At 68.7% G+C, this 23,096-nt stretch carries 21 protein-coding genes; 13 read left to right on the top strand and 8 right to left on the bottom strand.

The genetic code is table 11. The features are described from left to right. The first annotated feature begins 102 nt into the window (after window positions 1-102). The 7 genes from gap to ACYVO6_RS12390 all read left to right on the top strand — a co-directional run bounded on the left by gap (window position 103) and on the right by ACYVO6_RS12390 (window position 6,842). On the top strand, window positions 103-1,113 hold the full coding sequence (gene gap, locus ACYVO6_RS12420; RefSeq protein WP_461060361.1) for a type I glyceraldehyde-3-phosphate dehydrogenase: 1,011 nt from the start codon (window positions 103-105) through the stop codon (window positions 1,111-1,113). Window positions 1,114-1,302: 189 nt separating this feature from the next. Continuing rightward, window positions 1,303-2,514 carry a phosphoglycerate kinase gene (locus ACYVO6_RS12415; protein ID WP_461060359.1) on the top strand — a complete coding sequence of 404 codons (1,212 nt, stop codon included), beginning with the start codon at window positions 1,303-1,305 and terminating at the stop codon, window positions 2,512-2,514. Window positions 2,515-2,520: 6 nt separating this feature from the next. Then, window positions 2,521-3,297 (top strand): triose-phosphate isomerase, encoded by a 777-nt coding sequence (gene tpiA, locus ACYVO6_RS12410; protein ID WP_461060357.1) that lies wholly within the window; start codon window positions 2,521-2,523, stop codon window positions 3,295-3,297. 221 nt (window positions 3,298-3,518) lie between these two features. Beyond that, a complete protein-coding gene (secG, locus tag ACYVO6_RS12405) occupies window positions 3,519-3,749 on the top strand; it encodes a preprotein translocase subunit SecG (protein WP_033317921.1) in 231 nt (76 codons plus the stop codon). A gap of 214 nt (window positions 3,750-3,963) precedes the next feature. Then, window positions 3,964-4,299, top strand: a complete 336-nt coding sequence (locus ACYVO6_RS12400; protein WP_461060355.1) for an RNA polymerase-binding protein RbpA — start codon at window positions 3,964-3,966, stop codon at window positions 4,297-4,299. A 230-nt stretch (window positions 4,300-4,529) separates the two neighbouring features. Then, window positions 4,530-6,182 (top strand): glucose-6-phosphate isomerase, encoded by a 1,653-nt coding sequence (gene pgi, locus ACYVO6_RS12395; protein ID WP_461060353.1) that lies wholly within the window; start codon window positions 4,530-4,532, stop codon window positions 6,180-6,182. Between the two features lie 234 nt (window positions 6,183-6,416). Further along, window positions 6,417-6,842, top strand: coding sequence for a DUF2087 domain-containing protein (locus tag ACYVO6_RS12390; RefSeq protein ID WP_461060351.1), 426 nt, complete (start codon window positions 6,417-6,419; stop codon window positions 6,840-6,842). A 483-nt stretch (window positions 6,843-7,325) separates the two neighbouring features. On the opposite strand, the gene pgl is transcribed toward ACYVO6_RS12390, so the two are convergent. The 5 genes from pgl to tkt are packed head-to-tail and all read right to left on the bottom strand — an operon-like array spanning window position 7,326 to window position 14,135. Beyond that, a complete protein-coding gene (gene pgl, locus ACYVO6_RS12385) occupies window positions 7,326-8,111 on the bottom strand; it encodes a 6-phosphogluconolactonase (RefSeq protein ID WP_461060349.1) in 786 nt (261 codons plus the stop codon). After that, the gene (opcA, locus tag ACYVO6_RS12380) at window positions 8,108-9,355 is read right to left on the bottom strand and encodes a glucose-6-phosphate dehydrogenase assembly protein OpcA (protein WP_461060347.1); all 1,248 of its coding nucleotides are present in this window, start codon (window positions 9,353-9,355) and stop codon (window positions 8,108-8,110) included. The genes pgl and opcA overlap by 4 nt, the downstream gene beginning before the upstream one ends. After that, complete coding sequence (zwf, locus tag ACYVO6_RS12375) at window positions 9,352-10,890, bottom strand: glucose-6-phosphate dehydrogenase (protein ID WP_461060345.1); 1,539 nt, start codon at window positions 10,888-10,890, stop codon at window positions 9,352-9,354. Before zwf ends, opcA begins: the two co-directional genes overlap by 4 nt. A 4-nt stretch (window positions 10,891-10,894) precedes the next feature. After that, the gene (tal, locus tag ACYVO6_RS12370) at window positions 10,895-12,013 is read right to left on the bottom strand and encodes a transaldolase (RefSeq protein ID WP_461060343.1); all 1,119 of its coding nucleotides are present in this window, start codon (window positions 12,011-12,013) and stop codon (window positions 10,895-10,897) included. A gap of 34 nt (window positions 12,014-12,047) precedes the next feature. Next, entirely contained in the window at window positions 12,048-14,135 is a 2,088-nt protein-coding gene (tkt, locus tag ACYVO6_RS12365; protein ID WP_461060341.1) for a transketolase, read from the bottom strand. A 366-nt stretch (window positions 14,136-14,501) separates the two neighbouring features. On the opposite strand from tkt, the gene ACYVO6_RS12360 reads away from it, so the two are divergent. The 4 genes from ACYVO6_RS12360 to ACYVO6_RS12345 all read left to right on the top strand — a co-directional run bounded on the left by ACYVO6_RS12360 (window position 14,502) and on the right by ACYVO6_RS12345 (window position 17,918). Next, window positions 14,502-15,455, top strand: coding sequence for a heme o synthase (locus ACYVO6_RS12360; RefSeq protein ID WP_461060339.1), 954 nt, complete (start codon window positions 14,502-14,504; stop codon window positions 15,453-15,455). Between the two features lie 93 nt (window positions 15,456-15,548). Beyond that, window positions 15,549-15,920, top strand: coding sequence for a hypothetical protein (locus ACYVO6_RS12355; protein WP_461060337.1), 372 nt, complete (start codon window positions 15,549-15,551; stop codon window positions 15,918-15,920). A gap of 109 nt (window positions 15,921-16,029) precedes the next feature. Continuing rightward, entirely contained in the window at window positions 16,030-17,136 is a 1,107-nt protein-coding gene (locus ACYVO6_RS12350; protein ID WP_461060336.1) for an amidohydrolase family protein, read from the top strand. 29 nt (window positions 17,137-17,165) lie between these two features. Continuing rightward, the gene (locus tag ACYVO6_RS12345) at window positions 17,166-17,918 is read left to right on the top strand and encodes a nucleotidyltransferase domain-containing protein (RefSeq protein ID WP_461060334.1); all 753 of its coding nucleotides are present in this window, start codon (window positions 17,166-17,168) and stop codon (window positions 17,916-17,918) included. Window positions 17,919-17,948: 30 nt separating this feature from the next. Here ACYVO6_RS12345 and ACYVO6_RS12340 read toward each other — a convergent pair whose 3' ends face one another. From ACYVO6_RS12340 to ACYVO6_RS12330, 3 genes are read right to left on the bottom strand one after another with little or no spacing between them, the layout of a single operon-like run. Next, the gene (locus ACYVO6_RS12340; protein WP_461060332.1) at window positions 17,949-18,959 is read right to left on the bottom strand and encodes a COX15/CtaA family protein; all 1,011 of its coding nucleotides are present in this window, start codon (window positions 18,957-18,959) and stop codon (window positions 17,949-17,951) included. Between the two features lie 54 nt (window positions 18,960-19,013). Next, window positions 19,014-19,730 carry an ABC transporter permease gene (locus ACYVO6_RS12335; RefSeq protein WP_461061367.1) on the bottom strand — a complete coding sequence of 239 codons (717 nt, stop codon included), beginning with the start codon at window positions 19,728-19,730 and terminating at the stop codon, window positions 19,014-19,016. A 50-nt stretch (window positions 19,731-19,780) separates the two neighbouring features. Continuing rightward, window positions 19,781-20,704, bottom strand: a complete 924-nt coding sequence (locus ACYVO6_RS12330; RefSeq protein WP_461060330.1) for an ABC transporter ATP-binding protein — start codon at window positions 20,702-20,704, stop codon at window positions 19,781-19,783. Between the two features lie 183 nt (window positions 20,705-20,887). On the opposite strand from ACYVO6_RS12330, the gene ACYVO6_RS12325 reads away from it, so the two are divergent. Next, a complete protein-coding gene (locus ACYVO6_RS12325) occupies window positions 20,888-21,622 on the top strand; it encodes a helix-turn-helix transcriptional regulator (protein ID WP_461060328.1) in 735 nt (244 codons plus the stop codon). Continuing rightward, on the top strand, window positions 21,619-23,040 hold the full coding sequence (gene sufB / locus ACYVO6_RS12320) for a Fe-S cluster assembly protein SufB (protein ID WP_461060326.1): 1,422 nt from the start codon (window positions 21,619-21,621) through the stop codon (window positions 23,038-23,040). Before ACYVO6_RS12325 ends, sufB begins: the two co-directional genes overlap by 4 nt. The last annotated feature ends 56 nt before the right edge of the window (window positions 23,041-23,096 follow it).

The following is a 23,096-nucleotide window of genomic DNA, read 5'->3' as shown; positions in this document are numbered from 1 at the left end:
GTCACTCTGGGGGCCTCAGGGAGGTAGGGTCGTAGGCGGTCGGGGACATCCCATACAACTCGCCGGCGTCCAAAGCCGGCGTACCAACGAGGAGATCGGTTCGTGACGATCCGCGTAGGCATCAACGGCTTTGGCCGCATCGGTCGTAACTACTTCCGCGCGCTGCTGGAGCAGGGTGCAGACATCGAGATCGTGGCTGTCAACGACCTGGGTGACACCGCGACCACCGCTCACCTGCTGAAATACGACACCATCCTGGGCCGCCTCAAGGCCGAGGTGTCCCACACGGAGAACACCATCACCGTGGACGGCCGCACCATCAAGGTGCTGTCCGAGCGCAACCCCGCCGACATCCCCTGGGGCGAGCTGGGCGTCGACATCGTCATCGAGTCGACCGGCATCTTCACGAAGAAGGCCGACGCCGAGAAGCACATCGCCGGCGGCGCCAAGAAGGTCCTCATCTCGGCTCCGGCCAAGGACGAGGACATCACCATCGTGATGGGCGTCAACCAGGACAAGTACGACGCGGCCAACCACCACGTCATCTCGAACGCCTCCTGCACCACCAACTGTGTCGCCCCGATGGCCAAGGTTCTCGACGAGAACTTCGGCATCGTCAAGGGCCTGATGACGACGGTGCACGCGTACACGAACGACCAGCGCATCCTGGACTTCCCGCACAAGGACCTGCGTCGCGCCCGTGCCGCCGCCGAAAACATCATTCCGACGACCACCGGTGCCGCGAAGGCCACCGCGCTGGTCCTCCCGCAGCTCAAGGGCAAGCTCGACGGCATCGCGATGCGCGTCCCGGTCCCGACGGGCTCGGCCACCGACCTGGTCGTGGAACTCCAGCGCGAGGTCACCAAGGACGAGGTCAACGCCGCGTTCAAGAAGGCCGCCGACGACGGCGAGCTCAAGGGCTACCTGTTCTACACCGAGGACCAGATCGTGTCCTCGGACATCGTCGGCGACCCCGCCTCCTGCACCTTCGACGCCTCCCTGACCATGGTCCAGGAAGGCAAGTCGGTGAAGATCCTCGGCTGGTACGACAACGAGTGGGGCTACTCCAACCGCCTCGTGGACCTCACGGTCTTCGTCGGCGGCCAGCTCTAAGTCCCAGAGCAAGCACGTTGATGTGAGCACAGGGCCCGGGCAGCGCACCGCCGCGCTGCCCGGGCCCCCTCTTTTGCGCCTAAACCGGCGCCGCTCTCGCGGACCTGGTTGCTCGCCATCGTGGTTCCTCAATTGATGGCTGATCTATTCGCGGGGAAATACTTCAGAGTCCCACTCAGGAGTCACTCAATGAAAACGATCGACGAACTCCTCTCCGAAGGAGTGGACGGCAAGCGGGTCTTCGTGCGCGCCGACCTGAATGTGCCGCTGGCCGACGGCCGTATCACCGACGACGGTCGCATCCGCGCCGTCCTGCCCACCGTCAAGGCCCTCGCGGAGGCGGGCGCCAAGGTGGTCGTCGCCTCGCATCTGGGCCGCCCCAAGGGTGCCCCGGACCCGGCGTTCTCGCTGCTGCCCGCCGCCGAGCGGCTCGGTGAACTCCTCGGCGCGCCTGTCGCGTTCGCCCAGGACACCGTCGGCCCCGCCGCCCACGACGCCGTGAACGGCCTGCAGCCCGGCCAGGTCGCGGTCATCGAGAACCTGCGCTTCAACGCCGGTGAGACGTCGAAGGACGACACCGAGCGCGGCGAGTTCGCGGACCAGCTCGCGGCCCTGGCCGATGTCTACGTAGGCGACGGTTTCGGCGCGGTGCACCGTAAGCACGCCTCCGTGTACGACCTTCCGGCACGCCTTCCGCACTACGCGGGCCACCTCATCGCCACCGAAGTCGGTGTCCTGAAGAAGCTCACCGAGGACGTACAGCGCCCCTATGTCGTCGCGCTCGGCGGCGCCAAGGTCTCCGACAAGCTGGCTGTCATCGACCAGCTCCTGGGGAAAGCCGATCGACTGCTGATCGGCGGTGGCATGGCGTACACCTTCCTCAAGGCCAAGGGGTACGAGATCGGCAGTTCCCTCCTCCAGGAGGACCAGATCCCGGCCGTCATCGAGTACATCGAGCGCGCGGAGAAGTCCGGCGTCGAGCTGGTCCTGCCCGTCGACGCACTGGTCGGGTCCGAGTTCCCGGACCTGAAGACCAAGGCCCCGGCCAATCCCACCACCGTCGCCGCGGACGCCATCCCGGCCGACCAGATGGGCCTGGACATCGGTCCGGAGTCCCGCAAGCTGTACGCCTCGAAGCTCGCCGACGCGGCCACCGTCTTCTGGAACGGTCCCATGGGCGTCTTCGAGCACCCCGACTACGCCGAGGGCACCAAGGCGGTCGCCCAGGCCCTTCTCGACTCCCCGGCCTTCACGGTCGTCGGCGGTGGCGACTCCGCCGCGGCCGTTCGCATCCTGGGCTTCGACGAGACGGCATTCGGCCACATTTCGACCGGTGGCGGCGCCTCCCTCGAATACCTCGAGGGCAAGACGCTCCCCGGCCTCGCCGCACTGGAGGACTGACCCCTTATGAGCACGCGTACGCCGCTGATGGCGGGCAACTGGAAGATGAACCTCAACCACCTCGAGGCCATCGCCCACGTCCAGAAGCTCGCCTTCGCCCTGGCCGACAAGGACTACGAGGCCGTCGAGGTCGCCGTCCTGGCGCCCTTCACCGACCTGCGCTCCGTACAGACCCTGGTCGACGGCGACAAGCTCAAGATCAAGTACGGCGCCCAGGACGTCTCGGCGCACGACTCCGGTGCCTACACCGGCGAGATCTCCGCCCCGATGCTGGCCAAGCTGAAGTGCACCTACGTGGCGGTGGGCCACTCCGAGCGCCGGCAGTACCACAAGGAGAGCGACGAGCTCTGCAACGCCAAGGTCAAGGCCGCCTTCAAGCACGGCCTCACGCCGATCCTGTGCGTCGGTGAGGAACTGGAGGTCCGCGAGGCGGGCAACCACGTCACGCACACGCTCGCCCAGGTCGAGGGTGGCCTCAAGGACGTTCCGGCCGAGCAGGTCGAGTCCATCGTGATCGCGTACGAGCCGGTCTGGGCCATCGGCACCGGCAAGGTCTGCGGCGCCGACGACGCCCAGGAGGTCTGCGCGGCGATCCGCGGCAAGCTCGCCGAGCTGTACTCGCAGGACGTGGCCGACAAGATCCGCATCCAGTACGGCGGCTCCGTGAAGGCCGGGAACGTCGCCGAGATCATGGCGAAGCCCGACATCGACGGCGCCCTGGTCGGCGGTGCCTCGCTGGACGCCGACGAGTTCGTCAAGATCGTCCGGTTCCGCGACCAGTGAGCCGTAGGGGCGCTGCCGGTGTCGAGAGGACGAGCGCGCGGAGGCCCGAAGGGGTGAGCACGGTCGGCCTCTCGACACCGGCTTAGAGCGCCCCGGAGGCGAACCGAAGATGCTGCAAGTATGCGGTAGCAGCAATACGTCGTACCCTTGCGGGGGTTTAGCGGATACCCGCTGAACCCCCGTCGTCATCCAGATCCGAGGAAGTTGGTCCAGCCGTGGTTATGGGGTTCTCGATCGCCCTGATCGTCTTCAGCCTGCTGATGATGCTGCTGGTGCTGATGCACAAGGGCAAGGGCGGCGGCCTCTCCGACATGTTCGGTGGCGGCATGCAGTCGTCCGTCGGCGGCTCCTCGGTCGCCGAGCGCAACCTCGACCGCATCACCGTCGTGGTCGGTCTGCTGTGGTTCGCGTGCATTGTCGTGCTCGGCATCCTGATGAAGGTCACCAACTGATCAGCGGCTGACATCGGTACGACAGCGCATCTCACGCATAAAGCCCCATGTCCGGTACACGCCCGCGGGCGCGGCCTATCATGGGGCTTGCGTCTTTGGGTGGGGTGTAACTCCAATCACTGGACGCGCGTTGGGCCTTACGTAGACTGAGGCGCTCGCAGCGAAGCGTCACGCAGACTCGCTTCGCGGCACCATTACGCAGGGAGTTACGACCGTGGCAAGTGGCAACGCGATCCGTGGAAGCCGGGTCGGGGCGGGGCCGATGGGTGAGGCCGAGCGCGGCGAGTCCGCGCCGCGGCTGCGCGTCTCCTTCTGGTGCTCCAACGGGCACGAGACGCAGCCGAGCTTCGCCAGCGACGCGCAGGTTCCCGAAACCTGGGACTGCCCGCGCTGCGGCTTTCCGGCCGGACAGAACCGGGACAACCCGCCGGACCCGCCGCGCACCGAACCGTACAAAACGCACCTCGCGTACGTACGGGAGCGGCGCAGCGACGAGGACGGCGAGGCGATCCTCGCCGAGGCGCTCGCCAAACTGCGAGGCGAAATCTAGGACTTGAGAACCGGCCGGGCACCCACAGGTGCGCGGCCGGAGCTGTTTCGTATGCTTCGTGGCCTTTCGAGCTGCGGGACCTGATACCTGCGCGCAAGTCGGACGTATCTGTTGTTGAGCCGGATGACGGTGGGACGACAGCTCACGTCGAGCCCTGATCAATTAAGTTGGGACCGGCAGCGGGGCAACGTACGCAGCAGGACAGGTACGAAAGAAGGCTGAAGTCCGAGATGAATGCAGATAGCAGTACGCGGCTCAACCAGAAGCCCGAGTGGACCGCTCTGGCCAAGCACCGCGAGGAACTCGGCGAGGTGCGGCTGCGTGAGCTGTTCGCCGCGGACCCGGGGCGCGGCGCCGGATACACACTTCAGGTCGGCGATCTGCACGTCGACTACTCCAAGCATCTGGTCACCGACGAGACACTGCGGCTGCTGCGTGAACTGGCCGCCGCGGCCGATGTGTTCGGCCTGCGGGACGCCATGTTCCGCGGCGAGAAGATCAACACGACCGAGGACCGCGCCGTGCTGCACACCGCGCTGCGCGCTCCGCGCGACGCGGTCATCGAGGTCGACGGCGAGAACGCCGTACCGGGTGTGCACGCAGTGCTCGACAAGATGGCCGGCTTCGCCGACCGCGTCCGCTCGGGCGAGTGGACGGGGCACACCGGCAAGCGCATCCGCAATGTGGTCAACATCGGCATCGGCGGCTCGGACCTGGGCCCGGCGATGGCGTACGAAGCGCTGCGGTCCTTCACCGACCGAGAGCTGACCGTCCGCTTCGTGTCGAACGTGGACGGGGCCGATCTGCACGAGGCGGTACGGGACCTGGACCCGGCCGAGACACTGTTCATCATCGCCTCGAAGACCTTCACCACCATCGAGACGATCACCAACGCGACCTCGGCGCGCAACTGGCTGCTGACCGAGCTGAAGGCGGACCAGGAGGCGGTCGCCAAGCACTTTGTGGCTTTGTCGACGAACGCCGAGAAGGTGTCGGACTTCGGCATCGACACGGCCAACATGTTCGAGTTCTGGGACTGGGTCGGCGGCCGGTACTCGTACGACTCGGCGATCGGCCTTTCGCTGATGATCGCGATCGGTCCGGACCGGTTCCGCGAGATGCTGGACGGCTTCCGGCTGGTCGACGAGCATTTCCGTACCGCGCCCGCCGAATCCAATGTGCCGCTGCTGCTCGGCCTGTTGGGCATCTGGTACGGCAACTTCCATGATGCGCAGTCGCACGCCGTGCTGCCGTACTCGCACTACCTCTCCAAGTTCACGGCGTACCTGCAGCAGCTGGACATGGAGTCCAACGGCAAGTCCGTGGGGCGGGACGGCGAGCCCGTTCAGTGGCAGACCGGGCCCGTCGTGTGGGGCACGCCGGGGACCAACGGGCAGCACGCGTACTACCAACTCATCCACCAGGGCACGAAGTTGATCCCGGCCGACTTCATCGGGTTCGCCGAGCCGGTCGCGGATCTGCTGCCGGGTCTTGTGGGCCAGCACGATCTGCTGATGGCCAACTTCTTCGCGCAGACACAGGCGCTGGCCTTCGGGAAGACGCCGGACGAGGTGCGCGCGGAGGGGGTGGCCGAGGAACTGGTGCCGCACAAGACGTTCCAGGGCAACCATCCGACGACCACGATCCTCGCCCGTGAGCTCACTCCGTCGGTGCTCGGCCAGTTGATCGCGCTCTACGAGCACAAGGTGTTCGTACAGGGCGCCGTCTGGAACATCGACTCCTTCGACCAGTGGGGCGTCGAGCTCGGCAAGGTGCTCGCCAAGCGCGTCGAGCCGGCGCTCACCGAAGGCGCCGAGGTGTCGGGTCTTGACGAGTCCACGAAGGCGCTGGTCGCCAAGTACCGGGAGCTGCGCGGGCGTTGATTAGCGTTACGTAGCGATCATATGGCAGAGTGTCACGCGCATGCCCGGCGCCCAGGCGACGTCGGGCACCCTCCTCGGTCGAGCCGTGCGGCTTGGCCGACCAGCGTCCGGAGGGACGTGCCACGCGGGCTGACGGCTTCTGTCGCTCAGTACCAGGGCACGAAGGCGATTGGCTTGCGCCGCGAGCAACGCTCAGGATCCCTAGGCCAATCAGAGACGCTGTACGCCCGCATCGTGCTGGCCCAGATGCCCCCGCGTGAGCAGGACTCCGCTCCGGTGCGGGGGCACCTCGGGCGCCTGATCGCCGCGAGGTTCGTCGAACGGATGGCGGACGGCTCCCTGCGGGCCGATCCCGCCGTGTTCCGGCGCGCTCTACCCGCAGAGGAGGCGCATCCCGGTGTTCCTCGCCGTCTCGTGGGGTTCTTCGCGCAAGGGCGGCTGACCACGATTCCGGTGCGCCCTGCCGTACGCCGTGAGCTGCTCACCCATCTCACCGGCACCCTCTTCGAGACCGAGCGCAGCTACTCCGAGCGCGAGGTCAACGAGGCGTTCCGCACCGTGCACGACGACACGTCGGCGCTGCGCCGCTACTGCGTGGAGAACGGGCTGCTCGTGCGTGAGCGCGACGGCAGCAGTTACCGGCGTGTGGCGGCCGCCTGAGCGCTCCGCTGGGGGCGCGGTTCGTAGCTGCGGGTGCGTTGTGGTTGGTCGCGCCGTTCCCCGCGGGGTGCCTCCGGCGGTTGAGCAGGGCGCCTACCGGGTGGGTTCGGTTTGTTGGCGACTGCCGGTTCGTTGTGGCTGGTCGCGCCGTTCCCCGCGGGGTGCCTCCGGCGGTTTGGCGGGTACGGGTTGGTTTGTGGCTGGTCGCGCCGTTCCCCGCGCCCCTGGGTGGGTGGTGGGTGCGGGGCCGTGGGCCGGTGCGTCAGCCCGTCGCAGGCCGGGCGTACGGCCCTTTGCTGGTACAGGGTGCGGGTTTCCTGAGACAGAACCTAAGCGACGGGCATACGACGCACCGGCCCACGGCCCCTCCCGCCGGTGGGAGGATGCCGACGTGTGGGGGTGCGGGCTTCTCTAAGCCGTGGACAGTTGTAGGCCCCGCCGGATGTCATCCGGTGGGGCCTACGACGTGCGCGGAACGGGTGCTCAGGGCGACGCCGGTGGGTACAGCGAGCGGGGCAGTTGGGATGCCGCCGGTGCGTCCAGGAGCCACAGTGTGCGTGAGCGGCCGTATGCGCCCGCCGCCGGGGCCTGGATCTCGCCCGCGCCCGAGAGGGCGATGGCCGCGGCCTTCGCTTTGTCCTCGCCCGCGGCCAGGAGCCACACCTCGCGAGCCGCCCGGATCGCGGGCAGGGTCAGCGAGATACGGGTTGGCGGGGGCTTGGGCGCGCCGTGTACGCCGACCACCATGCGCTCGGTTTCCCGTACGGCGGGCAGCTCAGGGAAGAGCGACGCCACGTGCGTGTCCGGGCCGACGCCCAGCATCAGGACGTCGAAGGTGGGGACGGGGCCATGGTTCTCGGGGCCCGAGGCCTTGGCCAGCTCGGCGGCGTACGCTTCCGCCGCCGCGTCGGCGTCCTTGCCGTACGGGCCGTCCGACGCGGGCATGGCGTGCACGCGGTGCGGATCCAGCGGTACCGAGTCCAGGAGCGCCTCGCGGGCCTGGGTGACATTGCGGTCCGGGTCGTCCTCGGGCAGGAACCGCTCGTCACCCCACCACAGGTCCAGGCGGCCCCAGTCGATGGCATCCCGCGCGGGGGCCGAACTCAGCGCCGCGAGGAGGCCGTTGCCGTTGCGCCCGCCCGTGAGCACCACCGAGGCGTAGCCCCGGGAAGCCTGCGCGTCCACGATCTTCGTGATGAGCCGGGCAGCGGCGGCCTGGGCCATCAGTTCCTTGTCGCGGTGGACGACGAGCTGCGGCGCCGTGCTCACTTGGACGCCACCCTCTTGGCCAGGTCGGCAGGGGTGGCCGGAGCCTTGTCGGTCTCCTTCGCCGGCTCCTTGGCGGACGCCTCGGCCGGTGCCTCGGCGGCGGAAGCCCCAGCCTCGGAACCTCCGGCTTCGGAAGCCCTCGCCGCAGAACTCGCAGAATCCGCGGTCCCGGAAGCGTAGGCCTCGGAAGCGCCGACTCCGGAGACCCCGGCCCTGAAGGCCGCGGCTCGGGAACCCGCCGCCGTAGAGGCCGCGCCCCCGGAGCCCTCGGCCCATCCGCCCGCGGAACCCCCCGCGGGCGAAGCGGACTTGAAGCCCCCGCTGCCCAGCCGTTCCACGCCGAACCGCAGTGCCGACGCGTACGTGTCGTCCGGGTCCAGTCGCCGCAGTTCTTCTGCTATCAGCTCGGCCGTGTCGCGGCGGTTCAGCGCCACCGCCCGGTCGGGCTGGCCCTGGATGGACAGCGTCGCCAGGGAACCGTCGGCGCGGTCCAGGACGATCGGTCCGGAGCTCGTGGCCATCCGGACGGAGGTGAGACCCGGCCCGGAGGACAGCGAGCGCTTGACCGGGACGTCGAGCCGGTCCGCGAGCCACATGGCGAGCAGCTCGCAGCTCGGGTTGAACTCCTCGCCCTCCACCTCGACCGAGGTGACCTCGCAGGTGACCTGGTCCAGGGCCGCGGCCAGCATCGAACGCCAGGGCGTGATGCGGGTCCACGACAGGTCCGTGTCGCCGGGGGTGTAGGCGTCGGCGCGGGCGCCGAGTTCCCGTACGGGCTGCTCGGCGGCGTATGTGTCGGTGACGCGGCGCTGCGCCAGGGCGCCCAGCGGGTCCTGGGCCGGGTCGAGCGGCGCGTTCACCGGCCACCAGACGACGACCGGCGCGTCCGGCAGCAGCAGGGGGAGGACCACCGACTGGGCGTGGTCGACCACCTCGCCGTACAGCCGCAGAACCACCGTCTCGCCGGTGCCCGCGTCCGCGCCGACCCGTACCTCGGCGTCGAGCCGCGAGGTGGTGCGGTCGCGGGGTGAGCGGGAGATGCGCTTGATGACCACGAGGGTGCGCGAGGGATGCTCGCGGGACGCGTCGGAGGCGGCCTTCAGCGCGTCGTAGGCGTTCTCCTCGTCGGTGACGATGACGAGGGTGAGGACCATGCCGACGGCGGGGGTGCCGATGGCCCGGCGGCCCTGCACCAGCGCCTTGTTGATCTTGCTGGCCGTGGTGTCCGTAAGGTCGATTTTCATGGCCGGCGCCAGCTCCGTCCATCTCGTTCGAGCATGTGGTCCGCCTCGGCCGGGCCCCAGGTGCCCGACGGGTACTGCGCGGGCTTGCCGTGCTTGTCCCAGTACTCCTCGATCGGGTCGAGGATCTTCCAGGACAGCTCGACCTCCTCGGTGCGCGGGAAGAGGTTGGCGTCGCCGAGCAGGACGTCGAGGATCAACCGCTCGTACGCCTCCGGACTGGACTCCGTGAAGGACTCGCCGTACGCGAAGTCCATCGACACGTCCCGGACCTCCATGGAGGTGCCGGGCACCTTGGAGCCGAAGCGGACCGTGATGCCCTCGTCCGGCTGGACGCGGATGACCAGCGCGTTCTGGCCCAGTTCCTCCGTCGCCGTGTGGTCGAAGGGGGAGTGCGGGGCGCGCTGGAAGACGACCGCGATCTCCGTGACGCGGCGGCCCAGGCGCTTGCCGGTGCGCAGATAGAAGGGGACGCCCGCCCAACGCCGGTTGTCCACCTCCAGCTTGACGGCCGCGTACGTGTCGGTCTTCGACTTGGGGTCGATGCCGTCCTCTTCGAGGTAGCCGATGACCTTCTCGCCGCCCTGCCAGCCTGCCGCGTACTGCGCGAACACCGTGTCGCGGCCGAGGTCCTTGGGCAGCTTCACCGCGCCCAGCACCTTGGTCTTCTCGGCAGCCAGCGCGTCCGCGTCGAAGGAGGCGGGCTCCTCCATCGCGGTCAGCGCGAGCAGCTGGAGCAGATGGTTCTGGATGACGTCGCGGGCGGCGCCGATGCCGTCGTAGTAGCCGGCGCGGCCACCGATGCCGATGTCCTCGGCCATCGTGATCTGGACGTGGTCGACGAACGAACGGGTCCAGATCGGCTCGAACATCTGGTTCGCGAAGCGCAGCGCCAGGATGTTCTGGACGGTCTCCTTGCCCAGGTAGTGGTCGATACGGAAGACCTGGTCCGGGGCGAAGACCTCCTCGACGGTCGCGTTGAGCTCCTCGGCGGACTTGAGGTCGTGGCCGAAGGGCTTCTCGATGACCGCGCGCCGCCAGGAACCGCTCGACTGGTCGGCCAGACCGTGCTTCTTCAGCTGCTGGATGACCACAGGGAAGGCGGACGGCGGTACGGAGAGGTAGAAGGCGAAGTTGCCGCCCGTGCCCTGCGCCTTGTCCAGTTCCCCGATCGTCTCGCGCAGCCGCTCGAACGCGTCGTCGTCGTCGAAGGTGCCCTGGACGAAGCGCATCCCCTGGATGAGCTGCTGCCAGACCTCCTCACGGAAGGGGGTACGGGCGTGCTCCTTGACGGCGTCGTGGACCTCCTGAGCGAAGTCCTCGTTCGCCCACTCGCGGCGGGCGAAGCCGACGAGTGAGAAACCCGGCGGCAGCAGGCCGCGGTTGGCGAGGTCGTAGACAGCGGGCATCAGCTTCTTACGTGACAAGTCGCCCGTGACGCCGAAGATGACGAGGCCCGACGGCCCCGCGATACGCGGGAGCCGTCGGTCTGCGGCGTCACGAAGCGGATTCGCTCCGGTGCCGGGAAACGGTGTCAAGGTGTCAGCCCTCCGAGGGGGCGAGGCGCTTGAGCTCCGCCTCGGTCGACTTGAGCAGGTCGTTCCAGGACGCCTCGAACTTCTCGACGCCCTCGTCCTCCAGGAGCTGGACCACGTCGTCGTACGAGATCCCGAGCTTCTCGACCGCGTCGAGCTCGGCACGGGCCTGCTCGTACGTACCGGCGATGGTGTTGCCGGTGATCTGTCCGTGGTCCTCGGCGGCGAAGAGGGTCGCCTCCGGCATGGTGTTCACCGTGTTCGGCGCGACCAGGTCGTCGACGTACAGGGTGTCCTTGTAGGCCGGGTCCTTGACGCCGGTCGAGGCCCACAGCGGACGCTGCTTGTTGGCCTGCGCCTTGTCGAGGGCGGCCCAACGGTCCGAGGAGAAGACCTCCTCGTACGCCTGGTAGGCGAGCCGGGCGTTGGCGACGCCCGCCTTGCCGCGGGCGGCCTTGGCCTCGTCGGTGCCCAGGGCGTCGATCCGCTTGTCGATCTCGGTGTCCACGCGGGACACGAAGAAGGACGCCACGGAGTGGATCTTGGACAGATCCAGGCCCTTGGCCTTGGCCTTCTCCAGGCCGCTCAGGTACGCGTCCATGACCTCGCGGTAGCGCTCCAGCGAGAAGATCAGCGTGACGTTCACGCTGATGCCGTTGCCGATCGTCTCGGTGATCGCCGGAAGGCCCGCCCGGGTGGCAGGGATCTTGATGAGCGTGTTCGGGCGGTCCACCAGCCAGGCGAGCTGCTTGGCCTCGGCGACCGTCGCCCGCGTGTTGTGCGCGAGGCGCGGGTCGACCTCGATCGAGACCCGGCCGTCCTGGCCGCCGGTGGCATCGAAGACCGGGCGCAGGATGTCGGCGGCGTCCCGGACGTCCGCCGTCGTGATCATGCGAATGGCCTCTTCGACGGTGACCTCACGGGCGGCGAGGTCGGCGACCTGCTGCTCGTAACCGTCACCGCTCGAGATCGCCTTCTGGAAGATCGACGGATTGGTCGTGACGCCCACTACGTGCTGCTGGTCGATCAGTTCAGCGAGGTTGCCGGACGTGATCCGCTTGCGCGACAGGTCGTCCAGCCAGATCGCGACGCCTTCTTCGGAGAGGCGCTTCAGTGCGTCTGTCATGGAAAATGCAACTCCTACGTGTCGTATGTCAGCGTCAGCGCTGGGCTGCGGCGATCGATTCCCGGGCGGCGGATGCGACGTTCTCGGCAGTGAAGCCGAACTCGCGGAAGAGGACCTTGCCGTCGGCCGAAGCACCGAAGTGCTCCAGGGAAACGATGCGTCCGGCGTCCCCCACGTACTTGTGCCAGGTCAGACCGATCCCGGCCTCGACCGCGACACGCGCCTTGACGGACGGCGGCAGGACGCTGTCCCGGTACCCCTGGTCCTGCTCCTCGAACCACTCCACGGACGGCATGGACACCACCCGCGTCGGCACCCCGGCGGCCTGCAACTGCTCGCGCGCCTCGACGGCGACGTGCACCTCGGAACCGGTCGCGATGAGAACGACCTGCGGCTCGCCACCCTCAGCGTCGAAGAGCACGTAACCGCCCTTCGCCGCATCCTCGTTGGGCTCGTACGTCGGCACACCCTGACGGGTCAGCGCGAGGCCGTGCGGGGCGCCCTTGCCGAACTCCTTGGTGTAGCGCTTGAGGATCTCGCGCCAGGCGATCGCGGTCTCGTTCGCGTCCGCGGGACGGACGACGTTCAGACCCGGGATCGCGCGCAGCGAGGCCAGGTGCTCGATGGGCTGGTGGGTGGGGCCGTCCTCGCCGAGACCGATGGAGTCGTGCGTCCATACGTACGTCACCGGCAGGTGCATCAGGGCCGACAGGCGCACGGCGTTGCGCATGTAGTCGGAGAACACCAGGAACGTACCGCCGTAGATACGGGTGTTGCCGTGCAGCGCGATGCCGTTCATCTCCGCGGCCATGGCGTGCTCGCGGATGCCGAAGTGGATCGTGCGGCCGTACGGGTCGGCCTCCGGCAGCGGGTTGCCCGTCGGCAGGAACGAACTCGTCTTGTCGATCGTGGTGTTGTTGGAGCCCGCCAAGTCGGCGGAGCCGCCCCACAGTTCGGGGATGACCGCGCCCAGCGCCTGGAGCACCTTGCCGGAGGCGGCACGCGTGGCGACGCCCTTGCCCGGCTCGAAGACGGGGAGGTGCGACTCCCAGCCCTCGGGCAGCTCGCCCGCGTTGACGCGATCGAACTCTGCGGCCCGCTGCGGATTGGCGGTACGCCAGGCGGCGAGTGACTTCTCCCACTCGGCGCGGGCTTCACGGCCGCGGTCGCCCAGCGCGCGGGTGTGCGTGATGACCTCGTCGGCGACCTCGAAGGACTGCTCCGGGTCGAAGCCGAGGACGCGCTTGGTGGCCGCGACCTCGTCGTCACCGAGCGCCGAGCCGTGCGCGGCCTCGGTGTTCTGCGCGTTCGGAGCCGGCCAGGCGATGATCGAGCGCATCGCGATGAAGGACGGCCGGTCGGTGACCTGCTTGGCGGCCTCGATCGCGTCGTAGAGGGCGTGCGGGTCCAGGTCGCCGTCCGGCTTCGGGGCGACGCGCTGCACATGCCAGCCGTACGCCTCGTACCTCTTGGCGGTGTCCTCGGAGACGGCCGTCTCGGTGTCGCCCTCGATCGAGATGTGGTTGTCGTCCCACAGCAGGACCAGGTTGCCCAGCTTCTGGTGGCCTGCCAGCGACGACGCTTCGGCGGAGATGCCCTCCTGGAGGCAGCCGTCACCGGCGATCGCGTAGATGTAGTGGTCGAAGGGGGAGGTGCCGGGGGCGGCCTCCGGGTCGAACAGACCGCGCTCGTAGCGGGCGGCCATCGCCATGCCCACCGCGTTGGCGACGCCCTGGCCGAGCGGGCCCGTCGTCGTCTCGACGCCCGCCGTGTGCCCGTACTCGGGGTGGCCCGGGGTCTTCGACCCCCACGTCCTGAAGGCCTTCAGATCGTCCAGCTCCAGGCCGAAGCCGGCGAGGTACAGCTGGGTGTAGAGGGTCAGGGAGGAATGGCCGGCGGAGAGGACGAAACGGTCCCGTCCCGTCCAGTCCGGGTCCGCCGGGTCATGCCGCATCACCTTCTGGAAGAGGGTGTACGCGGCAGGCGCCAGGCTCATCGCCGTACCCGGATGGCCGTTGCCGACCTTCTGTACGGCATCGGCGGCCAGGACGCGGGCCGTGTCGACGGCTCGCTGGTCCAGTTCGGTCCACTCGAGGTCTGTGGTGGTCGGCTTGGTGCTCACCCTGAGTCAGGGCTCCTCTCCACATGTTCCACATGTCGAATGCCGGTGCACACGCGCGCCCACCGGCCGTTGTCGAGCCTACCCCCGTAAGAACGCGTATTTTTTCGAGTCATTCCACAGTTCCGGGAGTGTCCCGTCACTGCCCTCCTGACCGGCGCGTTCCGCATTCGGGCGGTGAATGAACGTGAATACGCAACCGGCGATCCGACTGCTCAATCGAGCGGTGCTGAACCCCTCGCGGGGCCCTGTCCAACACGATCCGACCCCCGCGAAGAGCGAGGTCTGGGCAACGTCTACAGTGGCGTGGTACGCGCGAGCCTTTACCCGGAGTTCACACTCGGGGCTCGCTGGAATGTCTCTGTAGGGGTGTACGTGACGGCCGTTGAATCCCGTCCTGCGGGTGTGCTCGGGACGAGTCAGAGCACGAAACACCGGCCGTTCGGGGCCCGGGTCAAGGCGTTCATCGCTCTCACCAAGCCACGGATCATCGAGCTGCTGCTGATCACCACCGTGCCGGTGATGTTCCTCGCCCAGCAGGGCGTGCCCGACCTCAAGCTGGTCCTCCTAACCTGCGTCGGCGGCTACCTCTCCGCGGGCGGCGCCAACGCGCTGAACATGTACATCGACCGTGACATCGACGCGCTCATGGCGCGCACCTCGCAGCGTCCACTGGTCACCGGCATGGTCAGCCCCGGCGAGTGCCTGGTCTTCGGCATCACGCTCGCCGTCGTCTCGACCCTGCTGTTCGGCCTGACCGTCAACTGGCTGTCCGCCTGGCTTTCGCTGGGAGCACTCCTCTTCTATGTCGTCGTCTACACGATGATCCTCAAGAGGCGTACGTCGCAGAACATCGTCTGGGGCGGCATCGCCGGCTGCCTGCCCGTTCTCATCGGCTGGTCCTCCGTCACCAACTCCCTGTCGTGGGCCCCGGTCATCCTCTTCCTCGTCATGTTCTTCTGGACGCCGCCGCACTACTGGCCGCTGTCGATGAGGGTGCGTGACGACTACGCGCGCGTGGGCGTGCCGATGCTGCCGGTCATCGCCTCCAACAGGGTCGTCGCACGGCAGATCGTCCTCTACAGCTGGGCGATGGTCGGCGTCTCCCTGCTGCTGACGCCGCTCGGCTACACCGGCTGGTTCTACACGGCCGTCGCCCTGGTGACCGGGGGCTTCTGGCTCTGGGAGGCGCACGGGCTGCAGGCCCGCGCCAAGGACGGGGCCGTGGGCGCGAAGCTCAAGGAGATGCGCCTCTTCCACTGGTCGATCACGTACGTCTCGCTGCTGTTCGTGGCGGTGGCTGTGGATCCCTTCCTGCGGTAATCGCTTTTCGTCCCTCCGACGGGCGGGGTGCGTGGTCAAGGCCACGCACCCCGCCCGTCGCCGTTTGATCTACCCGTCGGTAGCATCCTGACCATGGCAGACACCGCAGACACCCAGCAGGTCGACGAGGCCGAGGCCGCGGACCGTAAGCAGGCCGCCAAGGCGGAGCGTCGTGTGGCGCGCCTCGCCAAGCAGATCGCCTCCTTCGCCAAGGCGCACGGCGGCGCCGAGGGCCAGATCGCGTACCTGGGGCAGCGCGGCGCCCGCATCGTCCTCGTCGGCGAGGACGGCGAATGGGGCGACCTCGTGGCGCCGAGCCACGCGATGGCCGAGCAGGCGGTCCAGAAGTCCGGCATCACCGTCCACGAGTCCTTCGACGGCGACTTCGCGGCGAAGGTGAAGACGGGGCCGTACGAGTGGACGCGGATGGCAGGGATCCAGCTGGGCGGTCCCAGTAACGCCTGACGGCAACCAACCGGCAGTTTTCGTACTTCCCGCGTCCTTAACCAGCACCCGACACCCGGCTCCTCCGTTAGGACCTGTAAAGGCAGGGCCCACTGGCTGGGGAGTCCCGATGATCGAAACGCCGTCGCTGGTGGACCAGTACTGCCATGGCGTGGTGCGCACGGAGTTGGGCCTGGGCACCTTCGAGGCGCACCTCGCCCGGGGTGAGGGTTGGCCCGCGGCGGGCACGACCTTCTTCGACACCCAGACCGGTTTCGCCGTACGCCGCTGGTGCCCGCCCCTCCTCGGTCTGGAACCGCACTGTCCGCCCGCCCGCTATCTCGCGCGACGCCGTGAGCTGGGCGTACTGGAGGCGGGGCGCAGGCTGCTGCGGGGCAGCGGAATCACGACCTATCTGGTCGACACCGGGTTGCCGGGCGACCTGACAGGACCCGGTGAGATGGCCTCGGCCGGGGGCGCCGACGCCCACGAGATCGTCCGCCTGGAACCGCTCGCCGAGCAGGTCGCCGACACCTCTGGAACCGTCGAGTCGTTCCTCGCCAACCTCGCCGAGTCGGTGCACGCGGCGGCGGCGAACGCCGTGGCGTTCACGTCGGTGGCGGGCGCACGGCACGGTCTGGCGCTCGCGCCCGAACCGCCGGGCCCGGGCGAGGTCCGGGGCGCCGCGGGCCGCTGGCTGACCGGACGCCGGGTCGGCGGCACCCTGTCCGACCCGGTGCTGCTGCGGCACCTCCTCTGGATCGCCGTCGCCTCGGGCCGCCCGCTCCAACTGCACGTGGGACTCGGTGAAGGGGGCCTGCGCATCGACCGCGCCGACCCCGCCCTGCTCATCGACTTCGCCCGCGCCACGGCCGGCCTCGGCACCGACCTGGTCCTGCTGCACGGCTACCCGTACCACCGGCACGCGGCGCATCTCTCCGGGGTCTTCCCGCATGTGTACGCCGACCTGGGCACCGCCCTCGTCCGTACGGGCGCCCGCGCCTCCGCCGTACTCTCCGAGATCCTCGAACTCGCCCCCTTCGGCAAGCTCCTTTTCTCCTCCGGCGCCCACGGCCTGCCCGAACTCCATGTGGTCGGGGCCCGCCTCTTCCGTGAGTCGCTGGCCCGGGTGCTCGGCACGTGGGTCGCCGAAGGCGCCTGGTCGTTGGCCGACGCGCAGCGGGTGGCGGGGCTGATCGCGGCGGGGAACGCGCGGCGGGTGTACGGACTGGAGTGAGCCGCCCACATCGTGCGCAGACTGTGGGCATGACACGCAGCGACGCGACCGACCGGCTCCTCGACCGCTTCCTCACCGAACTGCGCGACCTGGCACCCGTCGCCGTATGGGCGCACGGCTCACTCGGCGGGGGCGACTACCAGGAGGGCCGCAGCGACCTGGACCTGATCGCGGTCCTGGACGACCCGATCACGGTGAGAACGGTCTGGCAGGTGGCGCGGCTGCACGCCCGTCTGCGCAACGAGGCGCTCGTCGCCAAGCTGCACTGCAGCTATCTGACGCCCGGCACGGCGGACGGCGCCGGGCGGCGACACCTCACCTGGGCGCACGAGGAGCTGTTCAAGCGGCCGGTCACTCCGGTGACCCGGCGTGAGCTGCACGACTTCGGTGTCGTCCTGCAGGGGAAGCCGTCCGCGGACCTGCTTCCGCCCGTGCCGGACGACGAGTTGAGCGCCTTCGTCGTACGGGATCAGCGGGACTTCTGGCGCCCCTCCGTGGACAAGGCACACCTGTGGACACGGGACGTCTGGGTCGACCTCGGACTGGTCACGCACGCCCGTGCCGCAGTCACCCTGAAGGACGGGCGGCTGATCACCAAGCGAGAGGCACTGGAGCTGCTGCCCGCACTCGGCGCGCCCGTCGAGGTGGTCGAGGACATCAGACGGCGGCGGTACGAGGGCCCCGGTGCGGCACCGAGTGAGGAGTGGACCGTGCGCAGGGCCGAGCTGACCAGGGCCTATCTCGGGCCGGCGATCGACAGCCTCGTACGGGCCTACGCGTGACGCACGCGCGCGTGGAGCACGTTTTCGTGCCTACGCGCGCGTGGCGACCCGTTCCGTCGACTGCCCCGGCCCTGGAACCTCCACGGCCTCATGCCGCTCGCGCAGCGACAGCAGCACCCGGAGGGTCGCGATCCAGACCAGGCAGGAGCCGAGCATGTGGGCGCCGACCAGGATCTCGGGGAGGTCCGTGAAGTACTGGACGTAGCCGATGACGCCCTGTGCGAGCAGGACCAGGAAGAGATCGCGGGTGCGGTGCAGAGGGTCCTTGGGGGCGGCGACGGCCTTCAGTACGAACCAGAGGGCGAAGACCAGTGTCACCACGATCCAGGCCAGGACGGCATGCAGCCTGGTGATGTTCTCCCAGTTCAACGGGATGCGCTTGACCTCACTTGAGTCGCCGGCGTGCGGGCCCGCACCGGTGACCACCGTGCCGACCGCGATCAGCAGGACGGTGACGGCGACCAGGGCCCACACGAGCTGCTGCACGGACTTGCCGACCAGCGGACGCGGCTCCGAGTCACTCTCCCGCGTGCGCTGCCACATGACCGTGGCGGCGGCGATCAAGGCGGTGGAGAGGAGGAAGTGGGCGGCGACTGTGTACGGGTTGAGGCCCACAAGCACGACGATGCCGCCGAGGACGGCGTTGCTCATGACGATCCAGAACTGTGCCCAGCCGAGCCGCGTGAGGCTGCGCCGCCGCGGCTTCTGCGAGCGTGCCGCGATGATCGCCCAGCCGACCGCTGCGCTCAGGACGTACGTAAGCATCCGGTTGCCGAACTCGATGACGCCGTGGATGCCCATCTCGCTCGTGTTCGTGATCGAGTCGTCGGTGCACTTGGGCCAGGTCGGGCAGCCGAGCCCCGAGCCGGTCAGCCGTACGGCACCGCCGGTGACCACGATGACCACCGCCATGACGAGCGCGGCGAGGGCCGCTCGCTGAACCGTCCGGGGTGTCGGGGTCCAGCGTTCGGCGATGAAGGCGAGGGGGTTGCGCACGGCCTCGACGGCGTCGGCGCGGGTCAGATTCGGCACGCGCACCATGGTAGGCGGCCGCTTGTGCACGCCTTCACGAGGGGGAGGCGTCTGCCTCCCGGCCTACTCCCAGCGGAAGAAACGGGCGGCGGCAGTGAGGCCCACGACTCCCCAGGCGGCCAGGATCCCGAGGTCCCCCCACGGCATCCCGGCGCCGTGCTGGAGCACATCCCTCAGCCCGTCCGACAGGGCCGAGATGGGCAGCAGACCGAGCAGGGACTGGGCCGTGTCCGGGAACTTGTCGAGCGGGACGACGACCCCGCCGCCCACGAGCAGCAGCAGGAAGACCAGGTTCGCGGCGGCCAGCGTCGCCTCCGCCTTCAATGTGCCCGCCATCAGCAGGCCGAGGCCCGAGAAGGCGGCCGTGCCGAGGACGAGCAGGAGCAGGACGGCGAGGGGGTTGCCGTGCGGCGACCAGCCGAGGGCGAACGCGATCACCGTCACCAGGATCACCTGGAGGACCTCGGTGACCAGCACGGAGAGTGTCTTCGCCGCCATCAGCCCCCAGCGGGGGAGCGGTGAGGTGGCGAGCCGCTTCAGTACGCCGTACCGCCGCTCGAAGCCCGTCGCGATGGCCTGCCCCGTGAACGCCGTCGACATCACCGCGAGCGCGAGGATGCCGGGGGCCAGGAAGTCGATCGCTTCGCCCTCGCCCGTGTCGACGACGTCGACCGAGCTGAACAGCACGAGCAGCAACGTCGGGATGACGACCGTCAGCAGCAACTGCTCGCCGTTGCGCAGCAGCATCTTCGTCTCGAGCACCGCCTGCGCCGCGATCATGCGGGTCAGCGGGGCCGCCCCCGGCTTCGGGGTGTATGTACCGGCGGTGGTCACGAACGCAGCTCCTTGCCGGTCATTTCCAAGAACACGTCCTCCAGGGTGTGCCGTTCCACCGAGATCTTCTCCGGCATCACCCCGTGCTGGGCGCACCAGGACGTGACGGTCGCGAGCAGTTGCGGGTCGATCTTGCCGCCCACCCGGTACGCGCCCGGCGTCAGCTCGGCCGCCGTGCAGTCCGCCGGAAGGGCCTTGAGCAGGGAACCTATGTCGAGGCCGGGACGGCCGCTGAAGCGGAGCGTGTTCTCGGCGCCGCCGCGGCACAGCTCCTCGGGGGAGCCCTGGGCGATGACCCGGCCCGCGTCGATGATCGCCACGTCGTCGGCGAGCTGCTCGGCCTCGTCCATGTAGTGCGTGGTCAGGATCACCGAGACGCCGTCCGTACGGAGATCGCGTACGAGATCCCAGGTGGCCCGGCGCGCCTGCGGATCGAGGCCGGCGGTCGGCTCGTCCAGGAAGACCAGTTCGGGCCGGCCGACGACGGCCAACGCGAGCGCGAGCCGCTGCTGCTGGCCGCCGGACAGCCGCCGGTACGTCGTACGGCCGCAACTGCCCAGGCCCAGGCGCTCGATGAGCGCGTCCACGTCCAGCGGGTGCGCGTGCAGCTTGGCCATGTGGTGGAGCATCTCGTCGGCCCGGGCGCCGGAGTAGACGCCGCCGGACTGGAGCATCACGCCGATCCGGGGACGCAGGGCCGCGGCCTCGCGCACCGGGTCGAGCCCCAGTACGCGTACCGTCCCCGAGTCCGGCTTCCGGTACCCCTCGCAGGTCTCGACCGTGGTCGTCTTGCCCGCCCCGTTGGGACCGAGTACGGCGGTGATCCCCGCCCCGGCCACCAGGTCGAGGCCATCCACCGCGGTCTTGGTGCGGTACCGCTTCACCAGGGCCTGGACCTGGACGACGGGGTCGCTTCGCATGGCTCCAGAGTCTAGGGACGGCGGGGCGGGCTCCGGAGGGCGGGGCAGTCGGGCTACTCCGGCAATCGATCGATCAAAGATCGTTCCCGCAGGTCAGCTTAGGTTTACCTAAGTGATGCACGGCACCATCCACCGCTCGGACGCGACTTGTCAGTCTCTGAGGAATTACGCAACAATGGTGTTGTGAAAAACGTCGGCCAGGTCCCGCAGGAGGAACTCGCAACCGGGGAGCGCTCTACGCGCAACCGGGTCGCGCGCTCCATCCTGGACCACGGCCCGTCGACCGTGGCCGACCTGGCCGGCCGCCTCGGCCTCACCCAGGCGGCCGTACGCCGGCACCTGGACGCCCTGGTCGCCGACGATGTCGTGGAGGCGCGCGAGAAGCGGGTCTACGGCGCTCGTACGCGCGGGCGGCCCGCCAAGGTGTTCGCGCTGACGGACTGCGGCCGGGACGCCTTCGACCAGTCCTACGACAAGCTCGCCGCCGACGCCCTGCGCTGGATCGCCGAGCGCGAGGGCGGGGCCGAGGCGGTCGTCGCCTTCGCTCGCGCCCGTATGGCCGCCCAGGCCGAGGCGTACCGCAAAGCCATCGAGGCCGCCGCCCCCGACAAGCGCACCGAAGCCCTGGCCAAGGCCCTGAGCGCGGACGGGTACGCTGCTACGGCGCGCAGCGCTCCCCTTCCGCAGAAGGGCGAGCAGCTCTGCCAGCACCACTGCCCGGTCGCCCATGTCGCCGAGCAGTTCCCCCAGCTGTGCGAGGCGGAGACCGAGATCTTTTCCCAGCTGCTCGGGACGCATGTCCAGCGGCTGGCCACCATCGCCCACGGCGACGGCGTCTGCACGACGTTCATCCCCAAGGCAACACACCAGACCACCGATAACGCATCTGCAAGCACGGCCGGGAGGAACCCCGCATGACTCTCCCCACGGAGACTGCCCACCCCGAACTCGAGGGTCTGGGTACGTACGAATACGGCTGGGCCGACTCCGACGAAGCCGGTGCCTCTGCCAAGCGCGGCCTCAGTCAGGACGTCGTCCGGGACATCTCCGCGAAGAAGAACGAGCCGGAGTGGATGACCAAGCTCCGCCTCAAGGGCCTGCGCCTGTTCGACAAGAAGCCCATGCCGAACTGGGGCTCGGACCTGTCGGGCATCGACTTCGACAACATCAAGTACTTCGTACGCTCCACGGAGAAGCAGGCGGAGTCCTGGGAGGACCTGCCCGAGGACATCAAGAACACGTACGACAAGCTCGGCATCCCGGAGGCGGAGAAGCAGCGCCTCGTCGCCGGTGTCGCCGCCCAGTACGAGTCCGAGGTCGTCTACCACCAGATCCGCGAGGACCTGGAGGAGCAGGGCGTCATCTTCCTGGACACCGACACGGCCCTGAAGGAGCACCCCGAGCTCTTCAAGGAGTACTTCGGGACGGTCATCCCGGTCGGTGACAACAAGTTCGCCTCGCTGAACACCGCCGTGTGGTCCGGCGGCTCCTTCATCTACGTGCCGAAGGGCGTGCACGTCGAGATTCCGCTCCAGGCCTACTTCCGCATCAACACGGAGAACATGGGCCAGTTCGAGCGGACGCTGATCATCGTCGACGAGGGCGCCTATGTGCACTACGTCGAGGGCTGCACGGCGCCGATCTACAAGTCGGACTCGCTGCACTCCGCGGTCGTCGAGATCATCGTCAAGAAGAACGCCCGCTGCCGCTACACGACCATCCAGAACTGGTCGAACAACGTCTACAACCTGGTCACCAAGCGCGCCGTCGCCTACGAGGGCGCGACCATGGAGTGGATCGACGGCAACATCGGTTCCAAGGTGACGATGAAGTACCCCGCCGTCTACCTGATGGGCGAGCACGCCAAGGGCGAGACCCTGTCCATCGCCTTCGCGGGCGAGGGGCAGCACCAGGACGCCGGCTCCAAGATGGTCCACATGGCGCCGAACACGTCCTCCAACATCGTCTCCAAGTCGGTGGCGCGCGCCGGCGGCCGCACCTCGTACCGCGGCCTGGTCGAGATCGGCGAGGGCGCCCACGGCTCGAAGTCCAACGTGCTGTGTGACGCGCTGCTCGTCGACACGATCTCGCGGTCCGACACGTACCCGTATGTGGACGTCCGTGAGGACGACGTCTCCATGGGCCACGAGGCGACCGTCTCCAAGGTCTCCGAGGACCAGCTCTTCTACCTGATGAGCCGTGGTCTGAGCGAGTTCGAGGCGATGGCGATGATCGTGCGCGGCTTCGTCGAGCCGATCGCCAAGGAGTTGCCCATGGAGTACGCGCTTGAGCTCAACCGGCTGATCGAGCTGCAGATGGAGGGCGCGGTCGGCTGACCGACCTCCAGGAACGACGTCTAGGGGGGCGGCCGATCCGCCCCCCAACAGCAGCC

The sequence above is a fragment of the Streptomyces pseudoechinosporeus genome, from assembly GCF_054783935.1.
The sequence above is the reverse complement of the archived record's forward strand: the minus strand, read 5'-3'. Positions and strand labels throughout refer to the sequence as shown.

Excerpts from the sequence above, each read along its gene's own strand:
- ACYVO6_RS12415 (WP_461060359.1), top strand. The coding sequence starts at position 1,303 with ATGAAAACGATCGACGAACTCCTCTCCGAAGGAGTGGACGGCAAGCGG.
- ACYVO6_RS12355 (WP_461060337.1), top strand. The coding sequence starts at position 15,549 with ATGGCAGACACCGCAGACACCCAGCAGGTCGACGAGGCCGAGGCCGCG.
- ACYVO6_RS12340 (WP_461060332.1), bottom strand. The coding sequence starts at position 18,959 with ATGGTGCGCGTGCCGAATCTGACCCGCGCCGACGCCGTCGAGGCCGTG.
- sufB (WP_461060326.1), top strand. The coding sequence starts at position 21,619 with ATGACTCTCCCCACGGAGACTGCCCACCCCGAACTCGAGGGTCTGGGT.
- secG (WP_033317921.1), top strand. The coding sequence starts at position 3,519 with ATGGGGTTCTCGATCGCCCTGATCGTCTTCAGCCTGCTGATGATGCTG.
- ACYVO6_RS12335 (WP_461061367.1), bottom strand. The coding sequence starts at position 19,730 with ATGATCGCGGCGCAGGCGGTGCTCGAGACGAAGATGCTGCTGCGCAAC.
- tal (WP_461060343.1), bottom strand. The coding sequence starts at position 12,013 with ATGACAGACGCACTGAAGCGCCTCTCCGAAGAAGGCGTCGCGATCTGG.
- opcA (WP_461060347.1), bottom strand. The coding sequence starts at position 9,355 with ATGAAAATCGACCTTACGGACACCACGGCCAGCAAGATCAACAAGGCG.
- ACYVO6_RS12345 (WP_461060334.1), top strand. The coding sequence starts at position 17,166 with ATGACACGCAGCGACGCGACCGACCGGCTCCTCGACCGCTTCCTCACC.
- ACYVO6_RS12330 (WP_461060330.1), bottom strand. The coding sequence starts at position 20,704 with ATGCGAAGCGACCCCGTCGTCCAGGTCCAGGCCCTGGTGAAGCGGTAC.
- tpiA (WP_461060357.1), top strand. The coding sequence starts at position 2,521 with ATGAGCACGCGTACGCCGCTGATGGCGGGCAACTGGAAGATGAACCTC.
- ACYVO6_RS12350 (WP_461060336.1), top strand. The coding sequence starts at position 16,030 with ATGATCGAAACGCCGTCGCTGGTGGACCAGTACTGCCATGGCGTGGTG.
- pgi (WP_461060353.1), top strand. The coding sequence starts at position 4,530 with ATGAATGCAGATAGCAGTACGCGGCTCAACCAGAAGCCCGAGTGGACC.